Raw genomic sequence first — 16,060 nt, forward strand, 5'->3', positions numbered from 1 at the left:
ACCAGAGGTTAAAAGTTATTGTAAAGTATTACTGAATAGTATCTAGCGCCTGGTTTCTGATATCTGATTTTTATATCAATTGTTCCATACTTGAAACACTTTTGTTTTTCTGATAGACCTCCATTTTCTTTCTGACATATTTCAGAGCAATAGGGGCAAGGTAAATCAATGCCGCACCAATCAGTTTTTTCTTCCAGTTGGAGCTTTTCATATTCTTTTTGGCATAGTTTCCTACGATAGCGGTTACTCCCAGTTTAACAAGACCATCGGTAATGTTTCCTCCTTTGAATGCGGAGCTGGCAATTCCTACAGCTGTATTTTTGCTGATCAGAAGATCTTTCACCTCTGAAGTAAGCTGTTTGGCAATGACATCCTTTCTTAAAACTACTTTTTCATCACCGTCTTCATCAATCTTTTCCTGAAGATACTGATCACTTAAACCATTGGTAAATGCACTTAGGCTTTCTTTTGTATTTTTGAAGGTAAGAAGATTTTCCAGATCACTTATTTCACCCTGGAGCAGTTTTTTCTTTCTTCTTAATTCTTCTATGCTCTCGTATTTTCTGCCCATAGTTTAATGATTTAAAAATTTAATAACCTGATCTGCAACAGTATTGACAATCTTAGTTTTGAAGGCAACCACAAACGCCATTACCAACGCATAAAATGCTGCCACAATCAGGAATCCATATGAGTAATTATCCAGTGCTTTTCCAATAAGGAAAGCAATTCCAAAATTGAAAAGGATAATAAAAAAAGCAAAAGCAACAAGCAGTACTACAAAGTAAGTAATGAGCCCAGCAGAAAGTGACGACTTTTCAGTCGCTTCAATTTTCAGAAGATCTATTCTCTTGGAGGCGTATTCTTTAATAGTTTCTATCATTGTTTTTTTTTAAAGTTACAAAAAAAGGAACTTTCGCACAAAAGTTCCTTTCCGTAATTTACTTAAAAAAAGATAAATTACTTATTTTTTCAGATCATTCAGTTCCGCTTCTACATCTTTTGCCAAATCTGCAGTTTTAGAAACAATCTGATCTTTGTATTTATCATATCCGTCTTTCACAGTATGTGCTACGCTACTTGCCGTTTCTTTGAAAGTAGAAGAAATATTGCCATATTGGTCTTTTACTTTTTCAGAAACCTCTCCGTATTTATTTTTTGCCTGATCTTTAAGATCATTTGCTTTAGTTTTGATTTTTTTTCTGGTTTCTTTACCTTCTTCCGGTGCGTATAACATTCCTAAGATTACACCTGCCGCAGCACCTGCAAGAAGTCCTGCCAATATACCTGCTGTATTATTTCCTTTTCTAGACATTTTAAGTTTTTTAATAATTAATAATAAATTAGTTTTTACAGTAATAAAACTTACAATTTGTATACCAAAGGAGGCCTGAAGCCTATTAAAAATTGTTAAATCTTTTTGATGTGAGATAAAATAACTTCTATGGTTTCCTTTTTGGTGAGTGCAGAATTATCAATTACGATAGCATCGTCAGCCTGTTTCAATGGGGCTATTTCACGCTCACTATCGATCTTGTCACGTTCTATAAGGTTTTGCTTTACCTGTTCTTTATCTGCTTCTATTCCCAGACCTTTCAGTTCCAGAAACCTTCTGTTGGTTCTTTCGTCAATGCTGGCAGTAAGAAAGAATTTATAGTCTGCATTTGGCAGAACTACTGTCCCAATGTCACGCCCGTCCATAATAACACCTCCTTTTTCTGCCAAAGTGCGCTGTGATTGCAGTAAGAAATCTCTTACTTCTTTCTGTTTGGCAACAAGGCTTACGTTGTCAGATACGATATTGGTTCGGATTTCCTTAGAGATATCTGTGTCATTAAGGAAAAGAATAAGGGTGCCATCGTTGTTTTTAAACTCAAGTTTGATTTGATTAAAAGAAGAGAACAGTGTATTCAGATCAATCTCACCGTTTTCATTCAGACAATGCTGCAAAGCATACCAGGTAACTCCTCTGTAAAGCGCTCCTGTATCCATATGAATAAGTCCCAGTTTATCAGCAATGACTTTAGAGATAGAACTTTTTCCGGTAGACGAGTACCCATCGATAGCAATTACAGGTTTTTTCATACTGCAAATTTCAAGATTTTTTTTAGAAAATCAAGAAGAAGTAACAAATTTTCGGAATAATTAAGAAATTTCCAGTCAGGAAGGTTATTCTCCTCTGTGGCTGGAAAGGTCCATGGAAATCCCTATCTGATTGACATTCGAAGAGTTGTGGTATCTTACATGGGCGTAATCAATACGGAATCTGGAAACTTTAACTCCAAATCCTGCAGAAAGTCCTGAGAAGTTTCTCTGATCTGCAACCGCCAGTTCATTTCCTCTTTTTACATTATAGCCCAGTCTGATGTTGAAGTTTTTTTCCGGAAACAATTCTGCTCCCAATGAAAAGTGGTCTGCAATCTTTCTGCCGGCTCCTACTTTTTGCCCATCCAGATTTTCCTCAGAAGAAATATCAAACTTCTGAAGATCATGGGCTGTAATTGTGATGGCAAGAGGGAAGTTCTTGATTATTCTGGTGTATCCCAGATCAACTCTGAAAGGAAGATTCTCTCTTGTTCCGTTAAAAGATTTCAGCTGAAAACCAAAATTTCTCATCACAAGAGATAGTACTTCTTTGTTCTTTTTATTATGATAGGTAATTCCCGCTGTTCCTGAGATGGCGGAAGAAGTATAGTTGTCAATTTTTGAGGTAATGAAATTAAGTCCTCCACCAATCGTCCAGTCTTCTTCAAACTGGTAGGCATAGCCTGCACCAATCGCTACATCTGAAGCTTTAAATTCTCCGTTTTCAAAACCGCTTTCATCCGTCCTCGGAATACTTCCATAGCTCATATACCTTGCATTGATGGTAGCCATGTGGCCATTCTCAAAGTCTTTGGCATAAGCAATAGTTCCGTATTTCGAATCGGCAAGGTAAGCCGTTGCATTTACAGAAAGCTGTTTATCAGAATCTTTGTTTAACAGGGCAGGGTTTGCAATAGCAAAGGAAACATCATAATCTCTTATCGAAATTGCATCGCCACCCAAAGCAGCCTGTCTTGCAGATACAGGCACATTTAAGAACGGATAAACATTTGTTCCTGTTTGTGCATAAGAAACAATTCCTGATAGAAATAATGAAAAAATGATAATTTTCTTCAACTCAATTTATAATTAATGCAAAAATAATCCTTTTTCGTACTTTTCAAAATATTTCTTACATTATTTCTATTTAAATATTTTTCTTTTATCAATATCATTAATGATTATATTTGCAAAATCAAATTCCGGGGAAACCCGTACTAATAAAAAGTTACTTAAAAATAAAAGATGAAATATAAAAGAATCCTTCTGAAACTAAGCGGTGAGGCCTTAATGGGAAACAGACAATACGGTATTGATACTGAAAGACTGCAGGAATATGCAGCTGAGATCAAAAAAGTAGTGGAAAAAGGCTGTGAAGTAGCGATCGTGATTGGAGGAGGAAATATCTTCCGTGGGGTAGCAGGAGCTGCAAAAGGTATGGACAGAGTGCAGGGTGATTATATGGGAATGCTTGCTACTGTTATCAATGGTATGGCTTTACAGGGAGCGCTGGAAGATGCAGGAATCAAAACAAGACTTCAGTCTGCTATCGAAATGGATAAAGTGGCTGAACCTTTCATCAAAAGAAGAGCAGTAAGACACCTTGAAAAAGGAAGAGTAGTGATCTTCGGAGCCGGAACAGGAAACCCTTATTTTACTACAGATACCGCTGCTACATTAAGAGCTATCGAAATTGGAGCTGATGTCATCCTAAAAGGAACAAGAGTAGACGGAATCTATGACAGCGATCCTGAAAAGAATGTTAATGCAGTAAAATACAATTCATTATCTTTTGATGAAGTATTTGAGAAAAATCTTAAAGTAATGGATATGACTGCATTCACATTAAGCCACGAAAATAAATTGCCAATCATTGTATTCGATATGAATAAAGATGGAAATTTAGAAAAAATCGTAGACGGAGAAAATGTAGGTACTTTGGTTGATTTATAATCAATGTAACCCCTAAAATATAAAAACACCTGTTGCAATAATTATTGTGACAGGTGTTTTCATTTTAACACTAATCTTAATTATTTATCCACACTGGCATTTTGCGTGGCATTTTCTTTTTCAACCAAAACATAACGGGAAGAAATCCACCCGATGATCTGATCTATTATTTTAAGAATCATCTCCAATTCGGTAACAGCAGTTACTCCCGGTACCAGTTTCACATCTGGTTTTGGTAATGGCTGTGTTAAAATAAGACCGTTCACTTGTGGATTAGACCCTTCCGCAGGAATACCATTATACATTCCCACATGCTGTACGGATAGCTGAAGCATATAGTCTTTCAAAGACTCAGGCGGTGTTTTGATGCTAATTGAAGAAGCACTGGAGTGCTGGAGCTGACCTGGCAGCGATTGGTTCTGTATTCTTGTATAGCTGGCTCCTGAGTTTGTAGAATCACTAATTGCCATCTTTTGTAAAGCGTTTAATAAAGCAGCCGTCATATAGGCAGGAGCCTGGCCATAAATAGTTGCAATTTTTGCCAGTTCCGATACCGGCCATGCATGAGGAACAACGTCCAGATCATTCCAGTGCATGGTATTCCAGCTTTGGTAAGAGCCTGTTTGTGGCTGCCACCCTGAAGGCAATGGCGGGAATTTACTGTTGAACAGATTGGCAAATGCAGCCTCACCTGGAGTTGGTCCGGCAGTAGGATATACAAGGGTTACCCCGAAAGCATCCAGATCTTTATTCTCTTTCAGATAAAGGGCAAGGGTAGGAGATAATGCTCCGGCAAGGCTATGTCCACAAAATATAATGGCGGTATCCGGGTCAGGATTTAAACTGGCCAGAAACTGTTGCAGTGTGGTATTAGGTGAAGCGGCAGATTGAGGACTTGTAAGCCCCAGCAGTATACCTATTCCAGTGGCAGTTCCTTTTGAAATATAAGGATCTGTACCATTATAAGGTGACGGAGCAAAATTGGAAGGGTTATATGTGGTCCAGTTGACCACTTCTGCAACTGAGAAATCTTCTGTTTCCCAATCGTAAAGTGATGAAGGATTGGTAGCAGCAATAGCTACAACATAAGTAGGCAATGTAGGACCTCCTGGAAATGCGACAGCATTAGACTTAACGACATATAATGCATTATCTGCAACTCCGGTAGGAACTCCTTTTTCATTTTTTTCTTCGATCAGAGCAGGTCCCCAGACCAGATCCCAGTTTCCTAATTCCGATACGGCTGAAGGATTAGCTACGGAAGGTGTTTTCTGATCCATTATTTTAACCGGCGGAACATTGTTAAAATAATAGGATAAATCATACTGAAGCTGCTGCTGTAGTTGGATACCAAAACCGTTGTAGCCTCCGGCACGGTTGGCAAGACCTGCCATACCGAAAACTTGTTGATAGGCATCTAAAGATGGATTTGTCATGATGTGATGAGTTTAAATTAGTTTTAAATTTTTAATTAATAGGAAATGTCTTCATTGAGACTTTCCGTTTATTATTGCACGTATTCTATTTAAAATACCTGCTCATGTTCTGTTTAAAAGACATAGTAAAGGAAGTTATAAAAAATCATATCACACTAAGTAGAAATAACCAAAATGTTCCATAGGTATTTGTACCCGAAGTTTTTTTGCTTTAAATTAATTTTGAATAAAAACAGCTTTCTTTTTTCTAAAGAGATGACAGGTACATAAAATCCATGTTGGAAATAGCTATTATTCGAAAACAATCATTATTTTTGCAGCACTGAATAATAAAAAATAATTTAAAACAGTAAGAAAACCCTGATGTTTACAGTGTTTTTGGATTTAATTAATTGATATTCAGTTGAATTAATAGATGTGTAATTTATCAAACTTTAATATAATAATGGAAGAATTAGATCTTATATTAGAATCTGTAAAACAAGACATGGATGCAGCGGTAAAGCACCTGGATCACGCATTTCAAAGAATTAGAGCAGGACGTGCTTCTACGGCAATGGTTCAGGATGTAATGGTAGAATACTATGGGGCAATGACTCCTATCAACCAGGTTGCGAATGTTTCTGTTCCGGATGCAATGACAATCTCTATTCAACCTTGGGACAGAACAGCAATCAATGCGATTGAAAAAGCGATCATCAATTCAAACTTAGGTTTTGCACCTTCTAACAACGGAGAAAACATTATCCTTAATGTTCCGCCTTTAACTGAGGAAAGAAGAAAGGAACTTGCAAAGCAGGCTAAAGTAGAATCTGAGAACACTAAAGTAACGGTAAGAAATGCAAGACAGGAAGGTTTGAAAGAACTTAAAAAACTGGAAGGAGTTTCTGAAGATGTTGTAAAAGGAGTGGAAGAAGAAATCCAGACGTATACAGATAAATATGTTAAGCTTTGTGATGAGCATCTTAAGACAAAAGAGGCTGAAATTATGAAAGTATAATTTTCAGTTGATGAAAATACTAAAGAGGTTTCCGGTGGAGACCTCTTTTTTTGTGTTTTTGCTATTTTATTAAACTTTTTACAATGCAATACATTCTTATTCCATACTATATTGTGAAGTATTTACGTTCATTCATTATATTTAATGAATTATTCCTGAAGTTTAATTAAAAACAGGATACAGATACTAGAATGATGACAAAAATAATCGGGGTAGGAAACTATATCCCATCGGAAACAATAACCAATTTATTTTTTGATAAACATATTTTTCTTAATGAAGAAGGGATATTATTAAAAGAGAATAATGCCTCCATTACAGATAAGTTAAAAAAGATTACAGGTATTGAAGAAAGAAGATATGCCCATAACACACAGGTCACTTCAGATCTGGGGCTAATTGCAGCGCGTGAAGCTATAGAAAATGCGGGAATTGATCCTGAAACATTGGACTATATTATATTTGCCCATAATTTCGGGGATGTTCGTTTCGGAACAGTTCAGTCTGATACGGTGCCCAGCCTTGCTGCAAGGGTAAAACATTTATTGGGGATCAGAAATAATTTCTGCGTTGCCTATGATGTTCTTTTTGGATGTCCGGGATGGATTGAGGGAGTCATACAGGCTCATGCGTTTATCAAATCAGGTTTGGCAAAACGATGTTTGGTTATTGGAGCAGAAACCCTTTCCCGTGTGGTGGATATCCACGACAGAGACAGTATGATCTATGCAGATGGAGCAGGAGCGGCAGTTCTGGAAGTAAATCAGGATGATGATGCCGGGATCAGGTCTCATTTATCAGCTTCTTATACGTTGGAAGAAAAAGATTATCTGTATTTTGGGAAATCATATAACAATGAAAGATGCCCGGATACCCGATACATCAAGATGGATGGCAGGAAAATATATGAATTTGCTCTGGTGAATGTTCCCGATGCCATGAAAAAATGTCTTGACAACAGCGGCTATTCTATTGATCAGTTAAATAAAATTATCATTCATCAGGCAAACGAAAAAATGGATGAAGCCATTGTGAGCAGGTTCTATCAATTGTATGGGAAACCGGTTCCGGAAAACATTATGCCTATGGTTATTCATAAATTAGGAAATAGCAGTGTTGCTACTATTCCCTCTTTGCTGACAATGATTCTGAAGGATGAGCTGGAACACCATAAAATCAGCAAAAATGATGTGGTTTTGTTTGCTTCCGTAGGAGCAGGAATGAATATTAATGCTTTTGTGTATCAGTTTTAAAATATAAAAAAGAGATTGGCTAAAAGGTCAATCTCTTTTGTTTTATAAACATTGTATGGAGCCTTTCTGGCCTTTATGTTTTAATAGAGATTGGTAACGCTTAAGGATTTCATCCACACTACACTGAATTTCTTTTCCTGGAATAGTATCAGGTGCTGTTTTTTCTTTCTGATCGGATTTTATGCTGTATTTCTTTTCAAGACATTTTAGCGGCTGATTATTCTGAAGGTAGATACGGGTTTCTGTAATGTCATCTTTAGTCACTGGTTTTTCGGGAGTGCCACCATCAAAACTCCACACGGTCTCTTGTCTGAAAATAAAAAATGGCTTTCCATCTTTAATAAAATACTTTTCAGATCCGGAAAAATGACTGTGTTCTGCATAAAAATGCTCTATTACTTTAATCTCATCCTTGTCAGAATAGAAAGTAACTTCCCCTGAAGGTTCATCATTACAATCATAATTGAATTTTGAAGAACTCAGCTTTTTAGTTTCCAACTGAGCCCGAAGGGCAGCATATTCTTTTTTGATTTCATCAATAGGATCTTTAGTGGTGCTCTGTATTGAATCGTTTTTTACAACAAGACTATCTCTGGAAACGGATTCTTTATAGAAAGTTTTCTCTTTTTCATTTTTACAGGAAACAATAAGAAGCAGACCTGCTGCCAGAAATAGGGTTTTCATATGATAGATACTTTGGTGGCTGATAAAAATACAAAAAAATTAAAAGCATGAATTATTGAGATAAAATCGTATAAAAAAGCTCCGGAATTTCTCCGGAGCTTTTAATCTTATTTTTAAAATCAGAATTATTGATATCTCTGATGTTCTTTACTTTTTGTAAACCTTTTAGTGATTGGTTTGAACAATGCTTTGTATTTTTCTGCATCAAACAATTGTGAGTCTGTAAGTGCTTTGTAGGTCATCCAGACTCCAAAAGGAAGAAGGATCAGGTTAGGAAGCCATGCTGCAAGGTAAGGGTTCATTTTCCCGCTCCATGACATGTTTTCTACCCCAACATTCATTACATAAAAGATGATGAAAATAACAATAGCGATGATTACCGGAAGTCCCATTCCTCCTTTTCTGATGATAGAACCTAAGCTGGATCCAATCAGGAAGAAGATAATACACGTTACAGAATAAGCAACAATTCTCTGCTGGTAAATAACCACTTTACTGAAGTATTTTACATTAGAGCTGTATTCATTCTTTTTAGATTCCAGTGTTGATTTCAGGTTGTCTAATCTGTTATAGGAATTGTAAATGATTTCCAGTTTTTTATCCCCTTTTACTGTGTCTAGTTTGATCTGGGTTTTCGGAGCTACTTTATGTTTGTTGCCTTTATCCATGTAGGTAATCACAGAGTTGGTCTGGTTAAGAACCTCGGATCCTATATTATCAAAGAATTGTTTATTGTCTTTTTTTGTTTTTGAAATTGTTCCGTCAAGCTGGTTGTAGGTCTGGAAACGGTAGTCATCTGTAATCTGTTCTTTTTCGATGGCTTTATTGATGATTTCACTGATGTCAAAGTGGGATACCAATGTGTCGAATTTAATAGCCTGATCAGGCTGTTTTAATCTTACATTATCACCTTTTCCGGCAAAAGCATCTTCAAATACATAACCGTTATGCAGAACAAGCTTTAGAAAGTTCTTGTTGGCCGCCGGAACAAATTTTCCTTTTTCAGCTACTACAGATTGCTGGTTTTCATAAGCGTTGGCTTTTTTATGAACAAAAACGCCTTCAATATTTTCTCCGTTTTCCCCGTAGATCTTATCAAATTTCACCATATAACCGGGAATCTGATCAATAAACTGTCCCGGAGTAAAGTTGATGGCTGGTTTCGTTTGGGCAATATTGAAAAGCATGTTCTTGGCTTTCTTCTGAAAATCCGGAATAATATTGTTGGAAAAGAAAAATAACATGATGGCAAGTGCCGTTGAAATTCCAAGAAGGGGAGTCATAACCCTGGTCAATGGAATTCCTGCTGCTTTCATGGCTGCAAGCTCGTAACGTTCTCCAAATTCACCAAACGACATAATACTCGCCAGAAGGATCGTAAGTGGGAGAACCATACTGATGACGTTCACCCCAAGATAAAAAAGAAGTTTAAGGATTTGCCAGTAGCTTAATCCTTTTCCCATAAACTGCCCCAACTGTACCCAGATAATGTTTACAATAAAAATGAAAAACAATACGCTGAATATAAAGAAAAACGGTCCAAAGAAGGTTTTTATAATGTATCGGTCTAGTATTTTTAACATGCGCCAAAATTAATCAAAAAGCCACAAAGTTTACTTGTGGCTTTTTATATTTTGTTATTTTTTTAACTTTAAAAGTAAATTTACAGACTTGCGAATTCACTTTCAGCTTTTTAAAGCTCTGTAACGATGTAGTTTTTAAACTTATTTTTGTCAAAAACAAACATATTAGGATCCAGCTCCTGGTTTTCTTTGTACTCTTTAATAGCAATTACAGCAACATCTTTGTTGTTTCCATGCTGTTCAAGTTTTACCATTTGCTTTTTCGCTGAATCTACAAAAAGGTATACGTATTTTATTCCGTTCGCTTTTACAGGGGTCAGTTTAATAAAGTCTGCATTTACGCCATTTACTACTTTCTTACCGTTGTAAGTTACATTATAATCATTTCTATAGGTCGTAAGGTAATTGATAGGGGAGAACATGGTACTGCTTCCGTTAGGTTTAGCAACGGTTACTTCCATATCATCAGCGTTGATGTTGTAAATTTTATTACCGTCAAAGATCTGTTCGGTATCCATGATCTTCAGTTTGTATTTCTCTCCGGCAACATAATAAATACCGGGTTCTGTTTTTGTCACCTGTCCGTTAAGACCGCTTCCAAAAGAAAATTTGAAGTAAGAATTCTTTTTAGAATTGTAGTTGGCTGTAATATCATCCAATATCTTTTTGGCTTTAGCATCAATTTTCTGAGCGTTGGCCATACCTACTGCACCTACAACAAAACTTCCTAATATAACTTTTGAAATAATATTTTTCATTTTCTTAATTTAATAATCGTTAGATTTTCTTTAACTCTTAAGGTTAAAACTATTCATTTTTCCTTTAACTACGCAGATCTTCCAAAAACTGTTCCAAAAGCAACCTTGTAATGCTGGATACATTATAGATCATATTCTTTATCTTTTCTCCGGCCTTTCAATATATTGGTCAAATTTTTCAGGGAGAATATTGGTCACCGTTAATTTATTAGAAGTAATGGTGGGTTCAATTTTAATCACTTTAGTATTTTCATTAATCTCAACCGGATGTTTACTTCTCATATTCACCATATCTATATGAAGAACCGTGAACTCATGTTTTCCCTTTTGTAAATCAACAATCACATACTCTTTGGGGCGGATTTGTCCTAATGATTTATCATTAAGTGCAATATTCAGTCTTGCTGTGTTATCCATTTTATGGAGAATTCCTGCACCATTATAAATTAGGACTTTGCCATTTCCCAGTGTGTTATAATCAATAACATCCAGCTTTACAGAAGCGTATTCACTAGGTACAGTCTGTAAGGCACATGATGATAATGTAAGCACACATGCCAAAAGACCTAATTTAATAGTTTGTTTTGTTGTAATTTTCATGGTATTAGTTTTAGTTGAATTTTTTATTTCCCGGTCTTCACGGAGGAATATCCAGGATTAATTTTTATACTGATTAATTTCTTAAATCCTCAAGAAATTGCTCTAAAGAATGAAGGTCACTGATCAGAACTTCTCTTGCCTTAGCACCGTTAAAGCCTCCTACAATACCGCTTGCTTCCAGCTGATCCATAATTCTGCCGGCTCTGTTATAACCCAGCTTCAATTGTCTCTGAAGCATTGAGGTAGATCCCTGTTGTGTGGAAACAATAATTCTTGCTGCTTCTTCAAATAAAGCATCTTTTTCGTTCGGGTCAAAAGCACCTACAGTACTTGTTGAATCTTCAGAAACATATTCAGGAAGCAACAATGCCGAAGCATATCCTTTTTGTTCACCGATAAACTCTGCCAGTCTTTCTACTTCCGGAGTATCTACGAAAGCGCACTGAAGTCTTAATATCTCGTTTCCATTAAAATAAAGCATATCTCCTTTACCAATCAGCTGATCAGCCCCAGGAGAGTCAAGGATGGTTCTGGAGTCTACACTGGAGATTACTCTGAAGGCAGCTCTTGCAGGGAAGTTGGCTTTGATCATCCCTGTAATTACGTTTACAGATGGCCTCTGTGTAGCCACAATAAGGTGGATTCCTACGGCTCTTGCAAGCTGTGCTAGCCTGGCAATCGGTAATTCAACCTCTTTTCCTGCCGTCATGATCAAATCTGCAAACTCGTCTACTACCAACACGATATAAGGTAAATAACGGTGTCCGTTTTCAGGATTTAATTTTCTTTCCGTAAACTTCTTATTGTATTCTTTTAAGTTTTTACAGAAAGCATTTTTAAGAAGATCATATCGGGTATCCATTTCAATACAAAGAGAGTTCAGTGTATTGATTACTTTATTGGTATCCGTAATGATGGCTTCTTCAGCATCCGGTAATTTTGCCAGATAATGTCTTTCAATTTTTGAATATAATGAAAGTTCTACTTTTTTAGGGTCTACCATGACGAACTTCAGTTCGCTTGGATGTTTTTTATAAAGAAGGGAAGTAAGAATAGCATTGATCCCTACAGATTTACCCTGACCTGTTGCTCCAGCCATCAATAAGTGAGGCATTTTTGAAAGATCGGCCATGAAGATTTCGTTGGAAATAGTCTTTCCGAAAACTACTGGAAGATCCATATCCGTATTCTGGAATTTTTGAGAAGCAATTACAGAACGCATAGAAACCATCGTAGGATTTTTTCTTGGCACCTCAATACCGATAGTTCCCTTCCCTGGCATTGGAGCGATAATTCTGATTCCTAATGCAGAAAGGTTCAATGCAATATCATCCTGCAGTTTTTTAATCGCTGCTACTCTGATTCCTGCTTCAGGAACAATTTCATACAGAGTAACTGTAGGCCCGATGGTTGCTTTAATCTCTGCGATTCCAACGTTGAAATTCTTAAGCAGTCCAACAATCTTATTTTTATTTTCTTCTAATTCTTCTTTATTGATAGAAATTTCTTCATTTCCATAATCTTTCAGTAATTCTACAGGAGGCATCTGGAAATTAGCCAGATCAAGCTTGTGATCATACAAACCATGCTTTTCTACAAGCTCCTGAGACTTTTTATCAGAATCATCCAAAACATCAATTACCTGAGCTACTTCTACATTGAATTTAATATTTTCCTGTGCCGGAGCAGATGTTACTGCCGGAGACGGAGTAGAAGGTCTGATGTCAAATGCTTCCTCAGGGCTGGAAACCGGAACAATTGGTTTGGTAGAAAGATTTAAACTTACAGGTTGAGAAACCTCCTTAGGTTCCGGATCAAAAGAAGTATGGTTCGGAGTAGTAATGGTTTCTATTTCGTTTGAAACCGGAACTTCAGGAAATCCTTTCGGAATATTTACTGGTTCTGGTTCTTTCATTGTATTAATCGGATTATTGACAGCATGATTCGTAACATCACTTACCGTAACTCTGGAGGTGGGTTCTTCTTCCGCTTCCTCTGCTTCTTCTCTTAATTCCTCATCAGCTTCGAAATCATCATTGGAGTCTGGCATCATAGATTTTACTTTTCCAATAGTATTTTCATTGATCTTATCCAGTTTTGACTTGATAGAACTTGGACGAAGATTAAATTCAAGAATAAAATAGAGAAGAATGCTTGCTGCTAATACGGTCCATAAACCTACTGCTCCGATGATAGAGTTAAGATAGTCCATGATCTGATATCCATAGACACCTCCTAAAACCCCCTGGCCTTTAGTAAGTGCTCCCATAAAAATAGGAAGCCAGCAGATAAAAAATAAAGAGTGGCCAATAGTTTTCCAGGGTTTGAATATTTTTTTCTTAAGAATCAGTGTCCCTACCACAAGCAGTAAAAATGCGATGATGAACGAGGCAATACCAATACTTTCAAAAATGAAAATATTCCCAAGCCAGTCACCTACCTTACCAAAGATATTGGAAGATTTTATGCTTTTGTCCAGCATGGTTCCTGCCTGGCTTTGATCTGCTTTCCAGTTCATCAGATAAGAGACGAATGAGAATGCGAGAACAGCCGATAAAAGTATAAAAGTAAGCCCGAAAAAAATACGTGGCTTAGATAAAATTCTGCCTTTCTCAGGCGATTCAGTCGGTTTTTTTTGTGTCTTTTTATCCATAATATCAATGTCGCAAATTTAATGTTTTATTCAACACTAAATGAATCTTTTTTATCCAAAAAACATTTTGGTAATCCCGCTTTTATAAAGGTTATTTAAAATTTTTACTTTAAAAATATTTTCTCTTATGATAGAATAAAATAAGGTTATTTTTTTTGCTTATCCAAATCTGATACCGTTAAATTGTATTAACTGATTATTATTTGTTTTTCTTTAAAAAAGATAATAAAATTTTCTATTTAAACAGCATGGATTGAAAAAATTAACAATATTAGAAATTATTGTATCTCAATAGTGTTTTTTGAACTAGTTCAAAGGTCAGGACTTGAAGTGTCTGTAATTTTGACCTATAATTTTGCATATGAAAAATACATTCAAAACCTTTCTGACCTTAGGTCTGATATTAATTTCAATGATTACAATGAACGCACAAAAACAAAAAATGGAATACACTGCATTAATCATTATCGATGTACAAAATGATTATTTCCCGGGAGGAAAGATGACACTGGAAAAAAGTGAACAGGCCGCTGGAAACACCAGAAGTGTTTTAGAATACTTCAGGAAAAACAATCTGCCTGTTATTCACATCCAGCATATTTCTGCCAACGATGAGGCAACGTTTTTCCTTCCGGATACAGAGGGAGCTAAAATCAATCATCTGGTTTTGCCGATGGAAGATGAAAAAGTTATCGTTAAGCATTTTCCCAACAGCTTCAGAGAAACGGATCTTCTGAGTTATCTTCAGTCAAAGAAAATTAAAAATCTGGTGATTACAGGAATGATGACGGATGTTTGTGTAGAGGCAACTACCAGAGCTGCTTTTGATTTTGGGTTTACGAATACCATTATCGGAGATGCTACAGCAACCAGAAACCGTGAGTTGAATGGGGGAGTGGTGAAGGCTGCAGAAGTACAAAGGGCTACTTTGGCTGGAATATCTGCTCTTGGAAATCTTTATGCACAGGTAATCAATACTCATGACCTTTTAAAATAAGATATCTGAGACATGGAAAGGCACAAAGATTTTTGGATAATCTTATAGGTAATCATCTGAAAAATCAGCTCAATCTGTGAGAAAATAAAAATATTAAAAACGCAAAGATGCAAAGAGTTTTTTGAAATATAAGCGGTTTTTAAGACGCAAAGATTTTATCTCCGATAAAATTTAAAACAATTCAACTTGCTGAAAATCTTTGATTTTCTTGCGCCTAAAAGATAATTGCATGTATAATAAGCCTTCGCGCCTTTACGTTTACCCAACAAAAAAACGGGGCTCTATTCATTAAGTACAACAATAACTTAACATAACTTAATTTCATGAAGGTGTCAATAATTTTGATACCTTTATTTTGCTTAAATAATCCCATGTTCGATTTACTTCTTAAAAATATCAGTCAATACATCAACCTGTCAGAAGATGAACTTACGCAGTTTATAAAGCCATTTGAACTCAAAGTGTTTAAAAAGAAAGAGGCTGTTCTCAAAGAAGGAGAATATTGTCTTTTTGAAGGATTTGTGCTGAGTGGCTGCTTTAAAATCTACTATCTTAATGAAAGCGGATTTGAGCAGACTTTATATTTTGCTGTGGAAGGCTGGTGGATTACCGATATAGACAGCCTTATTAATAATGTACCGAGCATTTTGAATATTGAAGCCCTGGAAGACAGTGAAGTTTTGATGATTGCTAAAAAAGATAAGGAACATCTGTACGAAACAATGCCGCAGATAGAAAAGCTTTTCAGGATCATGAATCAAAAATCTTCGGTAGCCCTGCAAAGAAGAATTCTTTCATTAACTGGTAAAACAGCAGATAAACGCTATCTTGAATTCCTAGAAAAGTATCCTGGATTGGAACAGAGAATTACTCAACAGCAGGTTGCCTCTTATCTTGGTATCACTCATGAGTTTTTAAGTAAAATCAGGAAGAAATTGTTGATTGGGTAAGTGAGTTGATTTTCTATGTTTCCTTTTTAGTTGTAAATCAGTGTTTTATGAGATTTTATTTGGTTTTCAAATAGAAGAGTTCAATCACTGAAATAGTTTTTATAAATC

General features: G+C 36.1%; 16 protein-coding genes. 5 read left to right on the top strand and 11 right to left on the bottom strand.

Annotated elements, in window-relative coordinates:
• Positions 1 to 70: 70 nt before the first annotated feature.
• The 5 genes from BUE84_RS10190 to porQ form a co-directional block, all read right to left on the bottom strand.
• Positions 71 to 571 (bottom strand): hypothetical protein, encoded by a 501-nt coding sequence (locus BUE84_RS10190; protein ID WP_034694329.1) that lies wholly within the window; start codon positions 569 to 571, stop codon positions 71 to 73.
• Between the two features lie 3 nt (positions 572 to 574).
• Positions 575 to 883, bottom strand: a complete 309-nt coding sequence (locus tag BUE84_RS10195; protein WP_034694332.1) for a phage holin family protein — start codon at positions 881 to 883, stop codon at positions 575 to 577.
• A gap of 81 nt (positions 884 to 964) precedes the next feature.
• Positions 965 to 1,315 carry a YtxH domain-containing protein gene (locus tag BUE84_RS10200; RefSeq protein WP_034694334.1) on the bottom strand — a complete coding sequence of 117 codons (351 nt, stop codon included), beginning with the start codon at positions 1,313 to 1,315 and terminating at the stop codon, positions 965 to 967.
• Positions 1,316 to 1,410: 95 nt separating this feature from the next.
• Positions 1,411 to 2,085, bottom strand: a complete 675-nt coding sequence (gene cmk, locus BUE84_RS10205; RefSeq protein WP_034694336.1) for a (d)CMP kinase — start codon at positions 2,083 to 2,085, stop codon at positions 1,411 to 1,413.
• 84 nt (positions 2,086 to 2,169) lie between these two features.
• Complete coding sequence (porQ, locus tag BUE84_RS10210) at positions 2,170 to 3,162, bottom strand: type IX secretion system protein PorQ (protein WP_079241536.1); 993 nt, start codon at positions 3,160 to 3,162, stop codon at positions 2,170 to 2,172.
• Between the two features lie 168 nt (positions 3,163 to 3,330).
• Here porQ and pyrH point away from each other — a divergent pair, with 168 nt between their 5' ends.
• Positions 3,331 to 4,038: a UMP kinase gene (gene pyrH, locus BUE84_RS10215; protein ID WP_079241537.1), complete on the top strand. Its 708-nt coding sequence runs from the start codon at positions 3,331 to 3,333 to the stop codon at positions 4,036 to 4,038.
• An 80-nt stretch (positions 4,039 to 4,118) separates the two neighbouring features.
• Here pyrH and BUE84_RS10220 read toward each other — a convergent pair whose 3' ends face one another.
• Entirely contained in the window at positions 4,119 to 5,474 is a 1,356-nt protein-coding gene (locus BUE84_RS10220) for a lipase family protein (RefSeq protein WP_079241538.1), read from the bottom strand.
• Positions 5,475 to 5,919: 445 nt separating this feature from the next.
• Here BUE84_RS10220 and frr point away from each other — a divergent pair, with 445 nt between their 5' ends.
• Both frr and BUE84_RS10230 read left to right on the top strand, forming a co-directional pair.
• Complete coding sequence (frr, locus tag BUE84_RS10225) at positions 5,920 to 6,474, top strand: ribosome recycling factor (RefSeq protein ID WP_079241539.1); 555 nt, start codon at positions 5,920 to 5,922, stop codon at positions 6,472 to 6,474.
• A gap of 191 nt (positions 6,475 to 6,665) precedes the next feature.
• Positions 6,666 to 7,727 carry a 3-oxoacyl-ACP synthase III family protein gene (locus BUE84_RS10230; RefSeq protein ID WP_079241540.1) on the top strand — a complete coding sequence of 354 codons (1,062 nt, stop codon included), beginning with the start codon at positions 6,666 to 6,668 and terminating at the stop codon, positions 7,725 to 7,727.
• A 42-nt stretch (positions 7,728 to 7,769) separates the two neighbouring features.
• Here the strand turns inward: BUE84_RS10230 and BUE84_RS10235 are convergent, their stop codons facing one another.
• From BUE84_RS10235 to BUE84_RS10255, 5 genes are all read right to left on the bottom strand, one after another.
• A complete protein-coding gene (locus BUE84_RS10235; RefSeq protein WP_079241541.1) occupies positions 7,770 to 8,411 on the bottom strand; it encodes a hypothetical protein in 642 nt (213 codons plus the stop codon).
• A 125-nt stretch (positions 8,412 to 8,536) separates the two neighbouring features.
• Positions 8,537 to 9,994 carry an LptF/LptG family permease gene (locus BUE84_RS10240; protein WP_079241542.1) on the bottom strand — a complete coding sequence of 486 codons (1,458 nt, stop codon included), beginning with the start codon at positions 9,992 to 9,994 and terminating at the stop codon, positions 8,537 to 8,539.
• A gap of 110 nt (positions 9,995 to 10,104) precedes the next feature.
• Positions 10,105 to 10,752 (bottom strand): LolA family protein, encoded by a 648-nt coding sequence (locus BUE84_RS10245; protein WP_079241543.1) that lies wholly within the window; start codon positions 10,750 to 10,752, stop codon positions 10,105 to 10,107.
• A gap of 138 nt (positions 10,753 to 10,890) precedes the next feature.
• Positions 10,891 to 11,352 carry a hypothetical protein gene (locus BUE84_RS10250; protein ID WP_079241544.1) on the bottom strand — a complete coding sequence of 154 codons (462 nt, stop codon included), beginning with the start codon at positions 11,350 to 11,352 and terminating at the stop codon, positions 10,891 to 10,893.
• A 73-nt stretch (positions 11,353 to 11,425) separates the two neighbouring features.
• Positions 11,426 to 14,005, bottom strand: a complete 2,580-nt coding sequence (locus BUE84_RS10255; protein WP_079241545.1) for an FtsK/SpoIIIE family DNA translocase — start codon at positions 14,003 to 14,005, stop codon at positions 11,426 to 11,428.
• A gap of 361 nt (positions 14,006 to 14,366) precedes the next feature.
• Here BUE84_RS10255 and BUE84_RS10260 point away from each other — a divergent pair, with 361 nt between their 5' ends.
• Both BUE84_RS10260 and BUE84_RS10265 read left to right on the top strand, forming a co-directional pair.
• The gene (locus BUE84_RS10260) at positions 14,367 to 15,002 is read left to right on the top strand and encodes a cysteine hydrolase family protein (protein ID WP_079241546.1); all 636 of its coding nucleotides are present in this window, start codon (positions 14,367 to 14,369) and stop codon (positions 15,000 to 15,002) included.
• A gap of 371 nt (positions 15,003 to 15,373) precedes the next feature.
• On the top strand, positions 15,374 to 15,952 hold the full coding sequence (locus BUE84_RS10265) for a Crp/Fnr family transcriptional regulator (protein WP_079241547.1): 579 nt from the start codon (positions 15,374 to 15,376) through the stop codon (positions 15,950 to 15,952).
• Positions 15,953 to 16,060: the final 108 nt, after the last annotated feature.

Source organism: Chryseobacterium indologenes, assembly GCF_002025665.1.
In the GTDB taxonomy this organism is placed as follows: Bacteria; Bacteroidota; Bacteroidia; order Flavobacteriales; family Weeksellaceae; genus Chryseobacterium; species Chryseobacterium metallicongregator.

Coding starts and splice junctions, on each gene's coding strand:
- BUE84_RS10190 (WP_034694329.1), bottom strand. CDS start 571: ATGGGCAGAAAATACGAGAGCATAGAAGAATTAAGAAGAAAGAAAAAA.
- BUE84_RS10195 (WP_034694332.1), bottom strand. CDS start 883: ATGATAGAAACTATTAAAGAATACGCCTCCAAGAGAATAGATCTTCTG.
- BUE84_RS10200 (WP_034694334.1), bottom strand. CDS start 1,315: ATGTCTAGAAAAGGAAATAATACAGCAGGTATATTGGCAGGACTTCTT.
- cmk (WP_034694336.1), bottom strand. CDS start 2,085: ATGAAAAAACCTGTAATTGCTATCGATGGGTACTCGTCTACCGGAAAA.
- pyrH (WP_079241537.1), top strand. CDS start 3,331: ATGAAATATAAAAGAATCCTTCTGAAACTAAGCGGTGAGGCCTTAATG.
- BUE84_RS10220 (WP_079241538.1), bottom strand. CDS start 5,474: ATGACAAATCCATCTTTAGATGCCTATCAACAAGTTTTCGGTATGGCA.
- frr (WP_079241539.1), top strand. CDS start 5,920: ATGGAAGAATTAGATCTTATATTAGAATCTGTAAAACAAGACATGGAT.
- BUE84_RS10230 (WP_079241540.1), top strand. CDS start 6,666: ATGATGACAAAAATAATCGGGGTAGGAAACTATATCCCATCGGAAACA.
- BUE84_RS10235 (WP_079241541.1), bottom strand. CDS start 8,411: ATGAAAACCCTATTTCTGGCAGCAGGTCTGCTTCTTATTGTTTCCTGT.
- BUE84_RS10240 (WP_079241542.1), bottom strand. CDS start 9,994: ATGTTAAAAATACTAGACCGATACATTATAAAAACCTTCTTTGGACCG.
- BUE84_RS10245 (WP_079241543.1), bottom strand. CDS start 10,752: ATGAAAAATATTATTTCAAAAGTTATATTAGGAAGTTTTGTTGTAGGT.
- BUE84_RS10250 (WP_079241544.1), bottom strand. CDS start 11,352: ATGAAAATTACAACAAAACAAACTATTAAATTAGGTCTTTTGGCATGT.
- BUE84_RS10255 (WP_079241545.1), bottom strand. CDS start 14,005: ATGGATAAAAAGACACAAAAAAAACCGACTGAATCGCCTGAGAAAGGC.
- BUE84_RS10260 (WP_079241546.1), top strand. CDS start 14,367: ATGAAAAATACATTCAAAACCTTTCTGACCTTAGGTCTGATATTAATT.
- BUE84_RS10265 (WP_079241547.1), top strand. CDS start 15,374: ATGTTCGATTTACTTCTTAAAAATATCAGTCAATACATCAACCTGTCA.